This is a genomic window from Arthrobacter russicus (assembly GCF_031454135.1).
Lineage (GTDB): Bacteria > Actinomycetota > Actinomycetes > Actinomycetales > Micrococcaceae > Renibacterium > Renibacterium russicum.
Window position 1 is genome coordinate 1584196 of record NZ_JAVDQF010000001.1, and the last position, 16202, is coordinate 1600397.

Annotated in this window: 15 protein-coding genes and 2 riboswitches; of the genes, 5 read left to right on the forward strand and 10 right to left on the reverse strand. The window is 66.1% G+C overall.

Going from position 1 to position 16202, the window contains the following annotated elements; translation table 11 throughout:
* The first annotated feature begins 31 nt into the window (after positions 1–31).
* The gene (locus JOE69_RS07415) at positions 32–2386 is read left to right on the forward strand and encodes an FdhF/YdeP family oxidoreductase (protein WP_309797410.1); all 2355 of its coding nucleotides are present in this window, start codon (positions 32–34) and stop codon (positions 2384–2386) included.
* On the opposite strand, the gene JOE69_RS07420 is transcribed toward JOE69_RS07415, so the two are convergent.
* From JOE69_RS07420 to JOE69_RS07455, 8 genes are all read right to left on the reverse strand, one after another.
* Positions 2383–3567: a molybdopterin molybdotransferase MoeA gene (locus JOE69_RS07420; RefSeq protein ID WP_309797412.1), complete on the reverse strand. Its 1185-nt coding sequence runs from the start codon at positions 3565–3567 to the stop codon at positions 2383–2385. The genes JOE69_RS07415 and JOE69_RS07420 overlap by 4 nt on opposite strands.
* Positions 3560–3841 carry a DUF6457 domain-containing protein gene (locus tag JOE69_RS07425; protein ID WP_309797414.1) on the reverse strand — a complete coding sequence of 94 codons (282 nt, stop codon included), beginning with the start codon at positions 3839–3841 and terminating at the stop codon, positions 3560–3562. The genes JOE69_RS07420 and JOE69_RS07425 overlap by 8 nt, the downstream gene beginning before the upstream one ends.
* Entirely contained in the window at positions 3838–4491 is a 654-nt protein-coding gene (gene mobA / locus JOE69_RS07430; protein WP_309797416.1) for a molybdenum cofactor guanylyltransferase, read from the reverse strand. The genes JOE69_RS07425 and mobA overlap by 4 nt, the downstream gene beginning before the upstream one ends.
* Positions 4475–4972 (reverse strand): HNH endonuclease, encoded by a 498-nt coding sequence (locus tag JOE69_RS07435; RefSeq protein WP_309797418.1) that lies wholly within the window; start codon positions 4970–4972, stop codon positions 4475–4477. Before JOE69_RS07435 ends, mobA begins: the two co-directional genes overlap by 17 nt.
* A gap of 358 nt (positions 4973–5330) precedes the next feature.
* Positions 5331–6095 (reverse strand): C40 family peptidase, encoded by a 765-nt coding sequence (locus tag JOE69_RS07440; RefSeq protein ID WP_309797420.1) that lies wholly within the window; start codon positions 6093–6095, stop codon positions 5331–5333.
* A gap of 86 nt (positions 6096–6181) precedes the next feature.
* Positions 6182–6916 (reverse strand): C40 family peptidase, encoded by a 735-nt coding sequence (locus JOE69_RS07445; RefSeq protein WP_309797422.1) that lies wholly within the window; start codon positions 6914–6916, stop codon positions 6182–6184.
* Positions 6917–6918: 2 nt separating this feature from the next.
* Positions 6919–7082: riboswitch (cyclic di-AMP (ydaO/yuaA leader) on the reverse strand.
* Positions 7083–7288: 206 nt separating this feature from the next.
* On the reverse strand, positions 7289–8320 hold the full coding sequence (locus JOE69_RS17850) for a M23 family metallopeptidase (RefSeq protein ID WP_374709685.1): 1032 nt from the start codon (positions 8318–8320) through the stop codon (positions 7289–7291).
* Between the two features lie 7 nt (positions 8321–8327).
* A riboswitch (cyclic di-AMP (ydaO/yuaA leader) is annotated at positions 8328–8511 on the reverse strand.
* Between the two features lie 101 nt (positions 8512–8612).
* Complete coding sequence (locus tag JOE69_RS07455; protein ID WP_309797424.1) at positions 8613–9308, reverse strand: iron-dependent transcriptional repressor DtxR; 696 nt, start codon at positions 9306–9308, stop codon at positions 8613–8615.
* Positions 9309–9569: 261 nt separating this feature from the next.
* Between JOE69_RS07455 and serC the strand changes: the two genes are divergently transcribed.
* Entirely contained in the window at positions 9570–10706 is a 1137-nt protein-coding gene (gene serC, locus JOE69_RS07460; protein WP_309797425.1) for a phosphoserine transaminase, read from the forward strand.
* 43 nt (positions 10707–10749) lie between these two features.
* Here serC and JOE69_RS07465 read toward each other — a convergent pair whose 3' ends face one another.
* Both JOE69_RS07465 and JOE69_RS07470 read right to left on the reverse strand, forming a co-directional pair.
* A complete protein-coding gene (locus JOE69_RS07465; protein WP_309797427.1) occupies positions 10750–11178 on the reverse strand; it encodes a DUF3027 domain-containing protein in 429 nt (142 codons plus the stop codon).
* Positions 11175–11561, reverse strand: a complete 387-nt coding sequence (locus JOE69_RS07470; protein ID WP_309797429.1) for a cold-shock protein — start codon at positions 11559–11561, stop codon at positions 11175–11177. Before JOE69_RS07470 ends, JOE69_RS07465 begins: the two co-directional genes overlap by 4 nt.
* A 215-nt stretch (positions 11562–11776) precedes the next feature.
* Between JOE69_RS07470 and JOE69_RS07475 the strand changes: the two genes are divergently transcribed.
* From JOE69_RS07475 to JOE69_RS07485, 3 genes are read left to right on the forward strand one after another with little or no spacing between them, the layout of a single operon-like run.
* Entirely contained in the window at positions 11777–12010 is a 234-nt protein-coding gene (locus tag JOE69_RS07475) for a hypothetical protein (protein WP_309797432.1), read from the forward strand.
* A gap of 31 nt (positions 12011–12041) precedes the next feature.
* On the forward strand, positions 12042–14459 hold the full coding sequence (locus tag JOE69_RS07480) for a helicase-associated domain-containing protein (protein WP_309797434.1): 2418 nt from the start codon (positions 12042–12044) through the stop codon (positions 14457–14459).
* A complete protein-coding gene (locus tag JOE69_RS07485) occupies positions 14452–16104 on the forward strand; it encodes a DNA repair helicase XPB (RefSeq protein WP_309797437.1) in 1653 nt (550 codons plus the stop codon). Before JOE69_RS07480 ends, JOE69_RS07485 begins: the two co-directional genes overlap by 8 nt.
* The last annotated feature ends 98 nt before the right edge of the window (positions 16105–16202 follow it).

The following is a 16202-nucleotide window of genomic DNA, read 5'->3' on the forward strand; positions in this document are numbered from 1 at the left end:
CTCAAGCCTAGGCCCACGCTTACTATGGGGTATGAGCAACGCTCCCGATGAAGGCATCAACGAAGCTGACCTGAAGGTCGGCGAACCCAAAACCAAGGCCGCCGGCGTTCCGGGGGTGCTGCACGCGATGGAGATCGCGCTGAAGCAAATGGGGCCGATCCGCACCGCTGAGACGCTGTTGCGGTTGAACCAGAAAGACGGCTTCGACTGCCCCGGTTGCGCTTGGCCGGAAGCAGACAAGCGGCACCTCGCCGAATTCTGCGAAAACGGGGCCAAAGCAGTAGCCGAAGAAGCCACCAGGCGGCGGGTTTCGCCGGAGTTCTTCGCCGAGCATTCGATTGCCGATCTGCTCGAGCGCGATGATTACTGGCTCGGCCAGCAAGGCCGGCTGACCCACCCGATGCTGCTCGACGACGTCGGCGCAGCGGACCCGGAACGGCATTACCGGCCGATCGAATGGGCTGAGGCCTTCGCCCTGATCAAGTCCGAGCTGCAGGCCATGGACTCGCCGGAACAGGCGATTTTCTACACCTCCGGCCGGACCAGCAACGAAGCCGCTTTCCTCTACCAATTGCTGGTCCGCGGACTGGGCAGCAACAATCTTCCGGATTGCTCGAACATGTGCCACGAGTCCTCCGGCTCGGCGCTCGGGCAGACCATCGGCATCGGCAAAGGATCGGTGTCGCTGGAGGACATCCACGAGGCGAAATTGCTTTTGATCGCCGGCCAGAATCCAGGCACCAACCATCCGCGGATGCTCTCCGCCCTGGAGAAGGCGAAGCGCAACGGCGCCCGGATCATCGCGATCAATCCGCTGCCCGAGGCCGGTCTGCTGCGGTTCAAAAACCCGCAGAACATCAGCGGCGTACTGGGCGACGGGACCGAAATCGCGGACGAGTTCCTGCAAATCCGGATCGGCGGCGACCAAGCGCTGTTCCAGTTCTTGGGCAAGCTGCTACTGGAAGCCGAGGCGGCCGGCCGCGAGGTCCTGGACCACGGGTTCATCAAACAGCACACCACCGGTTTTGCGGACTATTCGGCGGCGGTAGCGGATCTGGACTTGGCCACCGTTTTGGCAGCCACCGGCCTGACCGAAGAGCAAATTCGCTCGCTTGCCGCCGATCTGATCGCCTCCGACCGGACGATCGTCTGTTGGGCGATGGGCCTGACCCAGCACAAACACTCGGTCGCCACCCTGCGCGATGTGGTCAATCTGTTGCTTTTGCAAGGCAATATCGGCAAGACCGGCGCCGGCGTCTGCCCGGTGCGCGGACACTCCAATGTGCAAGGCGACCGCACCATGGGAATCTTCGAGAAGATGCCGGAATCGTTCCACGACGCGCTCGACGCGGAGTTCGATTTCGCCTCGCCGCGGAAACACGGCTTCGACACCGTCGCGGCAATCCACGCCATGGAACAAGGGAAAGCCCGGGTTTTCATGGGCATGGGCGGCAATTTCGTCCGGGCCGCCCCGGATACCGACCGCACCGAAGCGGCACTGCGCAGGACCGCGCTGACCGTGCAGGTGTCCACCAAGCTCAACCGCTCCCATCTGGTCACCGGAAGCCGGGCACTGATTCTGCCCACCCTGGGCCGGACCGAGCGGGACCGGCAATCCGGCGGAGACCAGAAGGTCACCGTGGAGGATTCGATGAGTGCGGTGCACGCCTCGCACGGACGGCTCGCCCCGGCCTCGGAGCAATTGCTTTCCGAAGTGGCGATCATCGCCCGGCTCGCGCAAACCATGTTCCAGGACGACGACGGCGCCCGGTTGCCGAACACCCCGGTGGCGGACTGGGCGGCTTTGAGCGGGGACTACACCCGGATCCGGAAACACATCGCCGCCGTGGTACCCGGATTTTCGGACTACGAGGCGAAGATCGAGCGGCCGGGCGGCTTCGTGCTCCCGCACGGCCCGCGCGACGGGCGGCGGTTCGCAACGCCCAGTGGGAAGGCCGTGTTCACCGGGAATGAGCTGGAATTCCCGGAGATCCCGGCCGGGCGCCTGTTGTTGCAGACCCTGCGTTCGCACGACCAGTACAACACCACGATCTACGGCAAGGACGATCGCTACCGCGGCATCTACGGCGGCCGTCGGGTGCTCTTCATCAACGAGGTCGACCTGGACACCCTGGGCTTCGCCGAGGGCGATGCGGTAGACCTGGTCTCCGAATGGACTGATCCGAAGACCAGAGTCTGCACGGAGCGCCGTGCCGAGGAATTCCGCCTGGTCGCCTACCCGACGCCGGTGGGCTGCGCGGCAGCCTACTATCCGGAAACCAACGTCCTGGTGCCGCTGGAATCCACCGCGGACGTGAGCGGCACGCCGACCTCGAAATCAGTGATCATCCGGTTGGCAGCCAGGACTCCGGTCGCTGTCGGCTAGTTCCAGGGAAAGCTGAACGCAGGAACCGCTTCGCCCAGTTTGACCCCGTGCGGCGGAACCACCAGGACGCCTTCGGCCTGCGCCAAACCGTGCAGCATGGCGGATTCGGTCTTCGCCACCGGTGAGGCCAAACCATAGAAATCCCGGTACGGCAGCAATCGGCTCCGGCCGGGGTCCGGTTCGTGGGCTGCCCCGGAAAGCACCTCGATCGCGGCCGGGCGGGGCAACCCGGCCAACCCGGCGAGCAACGGCTGCGCTACCGTGGCCAGAGCCATGAATGCGGCCAAAGGATTTCCCGGCAAGCCGACCAGGAACCTGCCGCCGGGCAATCTGGCCAAGAACACCGGCCCGCCCGGTCGCATTGCGACGCCGTCGATCATCAAGTCCGCGCCGAGTTCGTCGATCGCCCGGCGGACTTGGTCGGCCGCGGAACGCCCGGTACCGCCGGTGCTGATGAAGACTTCGGCGTCCGTCGCGGAAAGCGCGGCGACGGTTTCCGGCAGCCGATCCGGCAGCCTCGCCTCGCCGACGACCTCCGCGCCCAGCGCCAGCACCGCTGCGGAAAGCTGGGGAGCGAACACGTCCCGGACCCGACCCGGACCCGGGATACCCGAATCGACCACTTCGTCGCCGGTGAACAGCAGCCGGACCCGGGCCCGTCCGGCGACGCTGAGCGAGTCGGCACCGGACAGCGCCGCGAGGGCGAGCCGGACCGGGTTCAGGATAGTTCCGGCGGCCAGCAGCTGCTCCCCGGCGACGGCCTCTTTGCCGCTCGGCCGGATGTGCTGCCCGGCCCTGGGTTCGCCCGGCTTGGCCTCGGAACTGAGCTGCAGCACCGGCAGCCCTTCGGCATCCGCGGACACCCGCCCGCTCTCGCTGCGCAATACCGCCTTCGCGCCGGGCGGGACCAAGCCCCCGGTGAGGATGTCGCTGGCCTGCCCGGGGTACAGCCGTTCACCCGGGGAAACGAAAATCCAGGGCGCCGAGCCGTTGACCGCCCAACCGTCCATCGCCGCGGAGTCGAAATGCGGAATGTCCTGCAAAGCGACTACCGGTTCGGCGAGCCTCCGCCCGCACAGATCCGGACCGAGCGGCAATGCCGTTTCAGGCACCGGTTCGGCGGCGTCGAAGGCTGTTTGCCGGGCTTCCGCCCAGCTGTGCCGGATCCGGTGCTCACGCATCAGGTGCCGCAGCGGCCTTCCACGCGACGATCCGATTCGCGGCGGCGATCGCGGAGCTCAGGGACACCGCATCGGTGGCCTGGCCGCTGCCGGCAGCCAGACCCGCGGCGTAACCGGCGATGAAAGTGGTCAGCGGCGCCGCCGGCCGGACCACGGTGTGGGCGGCTTTGCCGGCCAAGGCCAAGACCGCATCGATGTCGACGGGTGTGTCCGCGATCTCCAGCTGCGCCAGCAATTCGGCACACCACGCTTCCAATACCTCGGCTTGGTTCATGGTGTTCCTTTCGCAATTCCCCACCGGGCCGCGTCAGCCCAGTCGTCGATGTCCGCGGTGGCCTGCTCCGGGGCAGGAATCCGGGCCAGTTCCAGACTAGCAATGACGCTGCGCAGGCTCGGCCCCTTGCCCGGGTGCGCACCGGTACCGGACCCCGCGCGTTGCACTGCGTCGCGCAATGGCGCGACCCGATAGCGGCCGAACAGCTGTTGCTCCCGTCCGGCCACGTCCACCAGCAATCCGCCGTCCGGCCCGGGAACGGCCTGGAACAGCGCCTGCAGCCCCGCCGCAGGCTCCGGGAGGTCGGCAGCCAGCAAGAGCAGCCAGGGCTCTTGGATCAGCTCCAGTGCGGCCTGCAGGCCGGCCACCGGTCCACCGAACGCCGGTTCTTCGCGGGTCCAGCGGATTTCGGCCGCCCCCGGCAGCTTTCCGGTCAATGGCTGCAATCGCCCGGGATCACCGACCACGACGGTCGGCAGTCGCCGGTCGGCGATCCGCCAGACGGCAGCGATCACCGAAGTCAGCAGCGGCATCCCTCGGTATTCCAGCGCCGGTTTGAGTTCGCCGTCGAGCCTGCTGCCCCGGCCCCCGGCGAGCACTACCAGAGCGGTCGCTTCTGCAACGGCTGTTCGTTCAGGCAGCGGATTCACTCAGGAACGGGTCCCAGTCCGGCGTCGGGCGCTCCAACTCGCGGATCTGCCAATGCCCGCCGCGCGGCGGCTTCGGCACAATGCGCAGCCGCCAGCCCATTTCGCCCGGAGTATGGTCGCCCTTGAGGTTGTTGCAGCGCAGGCAGCAGGCCACCAAGTTCTCCCAGCTGTCCACACCGCCGCGCGACTTGGGCTGTACATGGTCGATGGTGCTGGCGGACTTTCCGCAGTACGCGCATCGGTGTTCATCCCGACGCAACACCCCGCGCCGGCTCACCGGTGACTCCCGGTCGTACGGCAGGCGGATGTATCGATTGAGCAAAATCACCGAAGGACGGCTGAGGATTTCCTGCGGTCCGATCACCGGGTCATCGCCTTCCGCGAGGATCGAGGCCTTCCCGGCCAGCACAAGGATCAGCGCCCGGCGGAAGGTGACTACCGCCAGCGGTTCGTATCCAGCATTCAGCACAAGGGTTCGCATATGCGTTCCTCATTCAGGCTGACCCGGAGTCTTCTCGGCGGAGCCGGCTGCCCTGCCGCAGCCCCGGGTCGTGAACTCAATCCAAGCCTAGGCCGAACCCGCGCATTTGAGCGAATCCCCAGTCCGGAACGGTCCACGTGTCGGGAAGAATTCACCCCGCGGCAACCTTCACCGGCTTTGCTGCCGGGCAGTGGAACCGGAACGTTCTGTCCCACTGAGTTCGCCAGCTCGGTGGGACATACCCGCTTTGTCCCACTGAGTTCGCCAGCTCGGTGGGACATACCCAACCGAAAAACTAGCCAATACGCCAGCAGGCCCGCACCGTTGCCGGTGCGGGCCTGCTGATGGAATAAGCGGACTAGCGTCCGATGGCGATGTAGTAGTCCGGCGGGCCGGTCGGGATGTTGACCGAGGCGACAACCGTCTGGTTGCCGAGCCAGCCACCGTGCACGGCCTGGCCGTTGCCGATGTAGATGGCCACGTGCTGTCCGCCGTAGCCGTTGTTCGAGTAGTAGGCGACGTCGCCCGGCTGCGCTTCGGCGGCGCTGATGACCCGGCCCAAAGACGCGAAGGCCGAGGGGCCCATCGGGGTGGTCGGCAATCCGGCAGACCGCAGGGCGGTCCGCACCAACGCGGTGCAGTCCTGGGTGACGCCGAGCTGGGCGAGCGCCGAAGCAACCACCACAGCGCCGGCACCGCTCGCCGCGACGTTAGCCGGGGCAGCTTGGCTGGGCGCCGGGGCTGCCGGTGCAGCCTGGCTGGCGGCGGCCGGAGCCTTGCTCGCGGTGTTGCTCTGCGGCGCCACGGTCTGCTTGACCTTCACCGGAGCGGGCGCCGAAGAAACCGTGGGGCTTTCGAACGCGATCTGGACCGCAGCCGAGGCGGTGACCGCCGGAGCCGTCGCGATGTTGAGCGTGGTCGGAGCCGACTCGCGCTGGCCGACGGTCGGCTCTGCCGCGTTCGCGGCGATACCGGTGGTCAGGACCAAGCCGGAAGCGGCGGCGATGACAGCGGCCTGGCGACCCACTCCACCTGCGTTTTCGCTGACCGCTTTCGCGATCACTGCGATGGAGTTGGTTTTGGTGTCCGCGCGGTGCCGCGCAATTCCTACTCGACTGCCCATTGAGTTTCCTCTTTCAATTTACTCAGTTTTGGTACTTCCCGGCGGTTGTCGTAGCGGGTCGCCGGCCCCGTGCTGAAGCTTTGCGGTTAGCGCAGCGTGTAGAAAACCGAAGATCCGACTTCGGCGACCGAGGTGATCAAGGTGCCCTGCGAGGGGTTGAGTGCGCCGATCTCCATGCCGTTGCCCAGGTAAATGGCAACATGGCTCCCGCCGTTCTGCACCACCAAGTCGCCCGGCTGCGGGGTGGAAGTCTGCTTCATCACGTTCCACTGGTTGGTCCGCGGCAACGAGATCCCGGCCTGGGCATAGGCCCAACCGGTGAAGCCCGAGCAGTCCCAGCCGTTGGGTGTGGTGCCGCCCCAGACGTAGGGCTTGCCTTTTCCGCTCAGTGCATAAGCGACGACGGCAGCAAGGCCGGCACCTGCCTGGACATCAGCGGCTTCCGTGGCAACGGGCTTCTCCGCCGTGGCCGTGGTGGTGGCAACCCGGTCCGACTGCACTGCGGTCCGCGTGCTGATCGCCGGCTTCGGCGTAGAGCTCGTGGCCGGACGGTCGAAGACTACCGTGGCGTCTGCTGCTGCGGTGACCGTCTGCGCGGCGATCTTGAGGCTGCTACTGGCGTTCTCCGCAGAGGCCCGACCGGTGTCTGCGGCTTCAGCCGGCAGACCCAGGCTGGTCACGAGCCCGGTGGCAACCACTACTACTGCGGCCTGACGGCCGAAGCTGCCCGCATTGGACGCTACTGCTTTTGAAACTGCAGTCAGCGGATTAGTGCTGACGTTGGCCGCGCGATGGCGACCGATAGACGTCTTAGACGACACGTTTAGCCTCTCCCAAAGCCTGCGAGGTAAGCTGTCGGATTCGGATGGGAGTCACCCGGCCGCATCAGCTCCTTCCGGAGCATCTGCGACTTCACCCCAAGGACTTCCTAAGAAGCCCGCATGTGGTTCCCCCGCCTCTGCCAGACGAATGTTGCGAACGGACCTCGAGCGGTGGCAGAGCTAGGCAATCTGCTCGAGGACACCAGCTTCTGGAAACGCCGGTGCAGATAAGACGCTACAGCAGTTTCCATCGAATGTCACATTCCGGTTACGGAAATTTCATTCCAAGGGATGATTTCGTGACCTATCGTTATTTAGTACAGTGGGCAGCGCAAATCCGCCCGGCATGCGGCCGGCCAAGGGAGCAGCTGCTCAGAGCCAGCCTTGCGGGTCTACGGTCTTGTCATTGACCATGACCTCGAAGTGCAGGTGGCAGCCGGTCGAGTTGCCCGTGGTTCCGGTCAGCGAGACCACATCGCCGCGACTGACTTTCTGGCCCACCTTCACCTGCAAGGACGAATTGTGGTTGTACGTCGTGGACAGCCCGTTCCCATGGTCGATCACCACCCGGTTGCCACCGCCGAAGGGATCCCAGCTGGCGAAAGTCACGGTGCCGCCGGCAGCGGCGTAAGCCTGGGTGCTGCATGCGGCGACCAGATCCTGGCCGGTGTGCAATTCCCCGCTGGCTCCGGTCAGCGGACTGACCCGGTACCCGAACGGCGAGACGACGGTCATCGACGCGAGAGGCGCGGACAGCGTTCCCTTGGCGGCAGCCGGCGCCACCTTGCTGGCCGAGGCGGAAAGCAGCTGACGCAGTTTGCCGTCCGGATCCGCCTTGCTCGTGGTTTTGGTTTCGCTGAAGTCCAGGACCGCATCCGCCGCGGCGCTGATCGGCGCGGAACTCAGCGGAACGCCGTCGGCCACCGGCACCGTGGCCGGCGCGGTTCCCACCGTGCTCGGCGCCACGAACGCCAGCGCCAAACCGGCTGCGGCCAGGGCGATGCCGCCGCGTTGCGCGGTTTTGGCCGAACGCAGACCGGGCCGGGACGCCGGGACGGCCGCCCGGCGTCGGACCCGGCGCGCTGCTGCCCGATTCAACTCCTGGGCGGCCACGCTGGGCGTGGCAAGAGAGCGGTTGGAGTTCGACGCCGGTGCGGTGGCCGGCGCAGGCGGGATCACCGGCGCCGGACGGCTGCCGGCTTCCGGCGCGATTGCGCCCAAGCGGGCCCGCCGGGCAGCGTCCCGGGGGCGGAGCCCGGAAGCGCTTGCCGTCGCCTGGAACGGAGTCTTCGGAACCTGCGCGACGGGTGCGGTCACCGCCTCGGCCGCGGCGAAGGGTGCCGTTTCGGAAAGTGGCTGCGCCGCGCTGCGCCGCCCTCGCGGGCGGAGCTCCTGACTGCTCACTGACATGGAATCCTCTCTCAGGCACTTGCGAGGTTAGCTGTCGGATTCGGATCGGAGAGCGACCCGGCTCGCAACCGTCTGCGGCAATGGAATGCCCGGCCAAACAGTTGAGAGCTTCACCCCAAGGCCGGTCGTCGACCGGCCAAAAATGGTTCCCCCGTCCTTGCCTAAAGAACTAGAAGCCCGTCGCGCAGAGGCAAGGCTCAGTGCTGGCGCGGGTAACGCTTTGATTTCGGCGTCAGGTTTTTACTATACGGCATTGAACCGTTTTGTAACAGTTCCGTTATCTAACTCAGGCCATCGAGACGAAGATGTGCACCGCTACTTCAGCAGGCAGCTCCAGTGCGCCGTCGATGTCCGGGACCCGGACCGAGATGTAGTCGCCCACTTGTTCCAGGGACACCGCGACGCCGGGCAGCAGGCCGGCCTCTTCAAGCTGTCCGAGCAATTCCGGATCGATTTGGATCCGTTCCGAGAGCCGTCCGATGACGACTTTCGACTCCGGCGTGTATTTCGCCATCGCGTCGACCATGTTGATCACGCCTTCAGTGAATTCCCGGGCCTTGTGCCCGCCGAACGATTCCAATCCGGGGATCGGGTTCCCGTAGGGCGAATCGACCGGCCGGCCCAGCAACTCGTACAGCCGCTCCTCGACCCGCTCGCTCATCACATGCTCCCAGCGGCAAGCCTCTTCGTGCACGTACGGCCAATCGAGCTTGATCACATCGGACAGCAAGCGCTCGGCCAACCGGTGTTTGCGCATCACCGAGGTCGCCCGGTCACGACCCAAATCGGTGAACTCCAAGTGCCGGTCTCCGGAAACTTTGACCAGACCGTCCCGCTCCATCCGCGCAATCGTCTGCGACACCGTGGGACCGGAGTGGTGCAGGCGCTCTGCGATCCGGGCCCGGAGCGGCACGATGTGCTCTTCTTCGAGTTCCAAGATCGCCTTCAAATACATTTCTGTAGTGTCAATCAAGTCGGTCACGTGAATAACACTCCTCACAACGGCGGACAAACTGGGGCAGCGGGTCACCTCGCAGCGGCAAACGCCATCGGAAGCTCCACGCGGAAACCTGACTCTAACTTAGCCTGCCGGAGTACCGGCCGGAAATCAGAGCCGTCACCACGGCTGCCCTGCCCGCCGGAGTATTACCTCTCCGGTTTAGGCCCGACTTGGCTGCTGCGGCAGAATGTACCCAACCACCGGTTCAACGTCGAACTCGCCGCGTCTATTTCTGGAGCTCCCGTGACTGAAAACGCTACCGCCCAAGCCGTTCCGACCATTCCGGAGGAATTGCTGCCCGCCGACGGACGGTTCGGTGCCGGGCCCTCGAAGGTACGGCCGGAACAGCTCGCTGCGCTCAGCGCCGCGCATCGGCTGTTGGGCACCTCGCACCGGCAGGCCCCGGTGAAGAACCTGGTCGGCGAAATTCGGGAAGGCCTGAGTGCCCTTTTCGCGGCCCCTGAAGGCTACGAAGTGGTTTTGGGCGTGGGCGGCTCAACCGCGTTCTGGGACATTGCGGCTTTCGGATTGGTGGAACGCAAAGCCCAACATCTGAGTTTCGGCGAGTTCGGTGCCAAATTCGCCTCGGCAACCGACAAGGCGCCGTTCCTGGAGGCCTCCTCGGTCATCAGTTCCGCCCCTGGCACCCGGCCCGACCCGGCACCGGAATCCGGTGTGGACGTGTACGCCTGGCCGCACAATGAAACGTCGACCGGCGTGTTCGCCCCGGTGCAACGGGTCCAGGGCGCGGAGGACGGCGCCCTGGTCGTCGTGGATGCCACCTCCGCGGCCGGTGGCTTGGCCGTCGATGTTTCGCAGAGCGATGTCTACTATTTCGCGCCGCAGAAGAACTTCGCCTCCGACGGCGGTCTGTGGCTCGGGCTGTTTTCGCCCGCTGCCCTGGCCCGGGTCGAGCGGATCGCGGCCAGTGGCCGCTGGGTGCCGGATTTCTTGAATCTGAAGACCGCGGTCGACAATTCCCGGCTCAATCAGACGTACAACACGCCCTCGTTGAGCACCCTGGTGACTTTGGCCGAGCAAGTCCGCTGGTTGAACGGCAACGGAGGCCTGGACTTCGCCACCGGCCGGACGGCGGACTCCGCGGCCCGGGTCTACAACTGGGCGGAGGCCTCCGGCTACGCCTCCCCGTTCGTCGCCGATCCGGCAGCACGCTCCAACGTGATCGCGACCATCGACTTCGATGATTCGGTCGATGCTGCCGCAGTCGCGAAGACATTGCGGGCGAACGGCGTGGTCGATGTCGAACCGTACCGCAAACTGGGCCGGAACCAACTCCGGATCGCCACCTTCGTCTCGATCGAGCCGGAAGACGTCAGCGCGCTGACTCGCTGCATCGATTACGTGATCGAACACGGCTGACCGCAAAAAACTACCGCCCCGCCGGAATCCGGCGGGGCAACGGCTAAGCGTCCGGCTCCGCCTCGGGCTCCGGCGCAACGACGGCTTCCGCCTCCGGTTCGTCTTCGGGGCGAACCCGCTCCGACCAGGGAAGCCATTCCGGTGCCAGCACAGAAGCCTCGGACGGGACCAAGCCGACCTCGGAGACCGTGGCCTGCTTGGACCGCGGCGCCCTGGCCAGAACCGTGAACCACTGCCAGCCGGTATAACCGGGCATGGTGCATTCGAAGAGCTGCGTGACGACGCGTTCGCCTTCACTGCGCGCCGCGATATGAGTGCCGATGTGTTCCGCCTTGGCGATCGACAACAGCGCCGCCCGGGCCGGTTCGATTTCGGCGGCCAGCACCGCATCGGGTTTGCCGACCCGCCACACCGGAACGCCGTACTTCCCGGCTTTCGCGGTTTTCCCGGACCGGGCCGTCACCGGGCTCATTGCCCGTCCAGCTCGCTGGCCACAACTCGCAGGACCGCCGCCACCTTGTTGCCGCTGGCCTTGTCCGGGTACTTGCCCTTCTGCAGTCCGTTCGCGGTGCTTTCGAGCAGCTTGATCAAATCCTCGACGATGACGGCCATGTCCGCGGCCGGCTTCCGGGTGGCTTTGACCACCGACGGCGGACTGTCCAGGATCCGCACGCTGAGTGCCTGGGCGCCCTTCTTCCCGTCGGCCACGCCGAACTCCATCCGGGTCCCGACCTTGACCTCTTTGACCCCGGCGGGCAACGCGTTGGCGTGCAGGAACACCTCCTGGCCGTCGTCGGACGTCAAAAAGCCGAAGCCCTTCTCATTGTCGAACCATTTCACCTTGCCGGTGGGCACGTCGCTACCTCTTACTCAGTTGGTCGAATTACTCAGTTGGTCGAATTACTCAGTTGGTCGAATTACTCAGTTGGTCGAATGCCCGCGAGCCGTGCCCCCACGGGGCGCGACGACTCACGGGCACGGTGGTCTGCTTCCTTATAGATTACCCGCAGCCACCGCCAATGCCGCTACCCGGGCCGGATGTCCGCTGTGAGCGTTATAACCTTAAAGGCATGACTGCGCCCGAGACCGAAGCTCCGTCCCGTTGGTGGCAGGCGCTCACCGTGCTGGCGCTGTTGCTGGCCATCGTCGGCGTGGCCTCGCTGGCTTACCTGGTGATCGTCCGTTTGGCCGGCGGGCAAACCTGGAATGGTCTGAACTGGATCTCCTTCAGCGCTCTGCCGCTGGCCTTCGTATTGCTGATCGTTCTGATGCTCCGCGCGATCTGGCGACGCCGCAAGCTGTGAGCCGGCAAGACTTCCCGGTAGCGTTAGCAGGATGTCCTCGATTCGCGCCCTGAGCCTGGAGCTGCCGCAGCGCAGCGATGCCTCGTTGCGCGAACTGTTTGCGGCCCGGCCGGACCTGATCTCGCCTCCGGTTCCGGACTTCGCCGCCTTGGCCGCCCGGGCCTGCGCCCGAATCAGCGTGCACCGGGCACTGGACTCCTTGGACACCGCGCACCTGCACGCCGTCGAGGTGGCCTTGCTCGGCACCGGCCCGCTGGATGCCAAAGGTCTGCAACAAGCCACCGGCGGCAGCAAAGCCGCCGCCGAACGCATTCTCCGCCGGCTGAACACTTTGGCGTTGTGCTACAAATCCCCGGGCGGGTTCCTGCCGGTGAGCAGTCTGCACGAAGTCATCGGAGCGCACCCGGCTGGCCTGGGCCGGAGTTACTTGGATTTGGCTGACGCCGTCGGCGAAAGGCTGCAATCCGCGGCCGACCGCTTGGGACTGGGCGGCCGAAATCCCGGCCAAGCCCTCGCCGAGCGGTTCCAGCGGACCGGATGGTGGGAGCAGACGCTCGCCAGCGCCCCGGAACACACTGCCGCGCTTTTGGCCAAGTTCGATGACGGTCCAGTGGGCGCGCTGCCGAAAACCCGCCGGTCCAGAGACCCGGAGGGGCCACCCGGACCGGTCGACTTCCTGCTCGAGCAGGCAATCCTGGTCCCGCTGGACAACGAACACGTCGAGCTGCCCCGGGAAGCCGGGCTGGCATTGCGCGGTGGCCGGATCTTCCCGGACAGCCCGGAACCCCCGGTTTCCGAAGCGGCCCCGGTGGATCCGGCCCGGCGGGACAACGCTGCTTTGGGCGCCGTGGCCGAATTGCTGCGCCAGACCGGGCTGCTGCTGGAACACCTCGGAACCGAACCGCTGCCCACCCTGCGGACCGGCGGCATCGGCGTCCGCGCGCTGCGTCCGCTGGCCGCCGGCCTGCAGATCGAACCGGCGCGGCTGGCTTTCCTGCTCGAGCTGGCCGCCGCAGCCGGCTTGATCCAGCTGGACGTGGACACTTCGGCCTGGACCGTGCCGGCGGCTTGGAGCGCGCCGATGCCGCGGACCGGCGCCGTCGGCTCAGGCGGGCCTACCGGGTTGACCGGGCTCCCCGGGTTGACTGACTGGGACCGGCTGCCGCGGGCAGAGCAGTGGCAGTTGCTCGGCGCCGCCTGGCTCGGTTCGGACCGGGTTCCCGGCTTGATCGGGCAGTCCGCTCCAGCCGGCGGTAAGATCAATCCGCTCGCCGCCGAGGCGCGGCGGGCCGACGCCCCGGTGCTGCGGCGGTTGCTGCTCGAGCTGCTCGGCCGGTACCCCGGTGCGGCACCGGAGCAGGACCGGCTCTTTGCACTGGCCCGCTGGCAACGTCCCCGCCTGTGGCGGCGGCTGGGCCGGCTGGCCCCCGGCATCATCCAAGAACTGGAAATCCTGGGCCTGACCGGCTCCGGCGCGCTGACCGAATTCGGCAACCTGCTCATCCTCGACGGTCCAGCGGCGGCCGCCCGATTGGCCGAAGCCTTGCCGGCTCCGGTTTCCAAAGTGTTCCTGCAGGCTGACCTGACCGCGGTGGCACCGGGTTTCCTCGAGCCCGGGCTGGCTCTGGAGCTGGCCCTGCTTGCTGACCGGGAGGGCCAAGGGCCCGCCGCCACGTACCGGTTTTCCGCGCCGAGCCTGCGCCGCGCCCTCGACGCCGGCCAAGGGCCGGAACAGATCGTGGATTTCCTCCGCGAACACAGCAGCACCAGCATTCCGCAGCCCCTCGAGTACCTCATCCGGGACACCGCCGCCCGGCACGGCCGGTTGCAGGTCGGATCCGCCTCAAGCGTGATCACCGGCGCCGACGAGGTGCTGCTCGCCTCGCTGTTGCATGATCCGGCATTGAGCCGTCTGGGATTGCGGCTGCTGGCCCCCGGCGTGCTGGCCAGCCAAGCCAGTCCCAGCGAACTGGCCCAAGCCCTGCGGGCCGCCGGGCATGCCCCGGCGGTCGAACGGTCCGAGCCGCCGTACCGATCCGCCCGGGCCGGCAACCCCGACGTCGAACCGGAGCCGGCCGCGACAACCGAGGCTGAGACCACGGCGCAGTTGTCCCTGCTGCGCAGCCGGCCCATCGGCATCCCGGTGAATTCGGCCGTGGTGCCGCAATTGAGCATCGAAACGCTGCGCGAAGCGATTCGGGTGCGCCGGGCGGTGCGCCTGACCATGGTCGATGCCGCAGGGAATCCGGAGCGCTTGTTGCTTGTTCCACTTTCTGTGGCGAATGGCCGGTTACGGGTTTTCGACCCGGCCCGGGACACCGAGCGGATCATGTCGATCCACCGGATCGTGGATGTCGACATCGTCGCGGAAACCGACTCCGCGCCTGCTGCAGCCGCCAACGACCGAATCTATGTGGCCGAACGCCACAGACTGGAAACCCATGACTGACCCCTCCGCCGGCGGCCCGCTGATCGTGCAGAGCGACAAAACGGTACTCCTCGAAGTCGACCATCCGGACGCGACCGATGCCCGGCACGCGATTGCCGCATTCGCCGAACTGGAACGCGCCCCCGAGCACATGCACACCTACCGGCTGACCCCGTTGGGCCTGTGGAACGCGCGTGCTGCGGGTTTGGATGCGGAGCAGGTCTTGGACACCTTGCTGAAGTACTCCCGCTTCCCGGTGCCGCATTCGCTGTTGATCGACATCGAGGAAACCATGAGCCGCTACGGCAGGCTGCGCTTGGAAAAAGACGAAATCCACGGTCTGGTGATGCGCACCGATGATTTCCCGGTGCTCGAAGAAGTCATCCGGGCCAAAAAGATCGGCGAGCTGCTCGGCCCGCGGATCGATCCGATGACCATGGTCGTGCATGCTTCGCAGCGCGGAGCCTTGAAGCAGCTGCTGCTCAAGATCGGCTGGCCGGCCGAGGACCTGGCCGGATACGTGGACGGTACCCCGCATCCGATCGCACTCGATGAAGCCGGCTGGTCGCTGCGGCCCTACCAGAAGCTCGCGGTGGAGAATTTCTGGGCCGGCGGCTCCGGCGTCGTGGTGCTTCCCTGCGGAGCCGGGAAGACTTTGGTCGGTGCCGCCGCGATGGCGGTCAGCAACACCACTACCCTGATCCTGGTCACCAATACCGTCTCCGCACGGCAGTGGAAGCAGGAATTGCTCAAGCGCACCTCGCTCACCGAAGCCGAGATCGGCGAGTATTCCGGGGCGGTCAAGGAGGTGCGTCCGGTGACCATCGCGACGTACCAAGTGCTCACCATGAAACGCGGCGGACTGCATCCGCATCTGGAGCTTCTGGACGCCAACGACTGGGGTTTGATCGTCTACGACGAGGTGCATCTGCTGCCGGCCCCGGTATTCCGGATGACTGCCGATCTGCAGGCCCGACGCCGGCTGGGCTTGACCGCGACGCTGGTCCGCGAGGACGGCCGGGAAGGCGAGGTCTTTTCGCTGATCGGACCGAAGCGTTACGACGCGCCCTGGAAGGACATCGAAGCGCAAGGCTACATCGCCCCGGCAGATTGTGTGGAAGTCCGGGTGGATCTGCCCAAAGACGAACGAATGGCCTATGCGATGGCCGAAGACGCCGACAAGTACCGGCTCTGCGCCACCTCGCTGACCAAAACCGATGTGGTCGAGGAACTCGTCGCAGCGCACCGGGATGAGCAGCTGCTGGTGATCGGCCAGTACATCGACCAGCTCGATGAAATCGGGGAACGGATCGGCGCCCCGGTGATCAAAGGCGAGACCCCGGTGAAAGAGCGGCAGCGTCTGTTCGACGCCTTCCGGGCCGGAGAAGTGCACACCCTGGTGGTTTCGAAAGTCGCCAATTTCTCGATCGATCTGCCGGAAGCGTCAGTGGCGATCCAGGTCTCGGGATCCTTCGGCTCGCGGCAGGAAGAAGCGCAACGCCTGGGCCGGTTGCTCCGCCCGAAAGCCGATGGCCGGTCCGCGCGCTTCTACACCCTGGTGGCCAGGGACACCATCGACCAGGACTTCGCTGCGAAACGGCAACGGTTCCTGGCCGAGCAGGGTTACGCCTATCGGATCATGGACGTCAAAGACTTGCCGAAGTAAATCAGACAAACATCGATACATGCAGGATGTTCCCTGACAAACAACAGAGAATCTCCAGCAACACTCATCTAACGTTCAGACAATTCCCAGAAACTGGG

Coding starts and splice junctions, on each gene's coding strand:
- JOE69_RS07415 (WP_309797410.1), top strand. CDS start 32: ATGAGCAACGCTCCCGATGAAGGCATCAACGAAGCTGACCTGAAGGTC.
- JOE69_RS07420 (WP_309797412.1), bottom strand. CDS start 3,567: ATGCGTGAGCACCGGATCCGGCACAGCTGGGCGGAAGCCCGGCAAACA.
- JOE69_RS07425 (WP_309797414.1), bottom strand. CDS start 3,841: ATGAACCAAGCCGAGGTATTGGAAGCGTGGTGTGCCGAATTGCTGGCG.
- JOE69_RS07435 (WP_309797418.1), bottom strand. CDS start 4,972: ATGCGAACCCTTGTGCTGAATGCTGGATACGAACCGCTGGCGGTAGTC.
- JOE69_RS07440 (WP_309797420.1), bottom strand. CDS start 6,095: ATGGGCAGTCGAGTAGGAATTGCGCGGCACCGCGCGGACACCAAAACC.
- JOE69_RS07465 (WP_309797427.1), bottom strand. CDS start 11,178: ATGAGCCCGGTGACGGCCCGGTCCGGGAAAACCGCGAAAGCCGGGAAG.
- JOE69_RS07475 (WP_309797432.1), top strand. CDS start 11,777: ATGACTGCGCCCGAGACCGAAGCTCCGTCCCGTTGGTGGCAGGCGCTC.
- JOE69_RS07480 (WP_309797434.1), top strand. CDS start 12,042: ATGTCCTCGATTCGCGCCCTGAGCCTGGAGCTGCCGCAGCGCAGCGAT.
- JOE69_RS07485 (WP_309797437.1), top strand. CDS start 14,452: ATGACTGACCCCTCCGCCGGCGGCCCGCTGATCGTGCAGAGCGACAAA.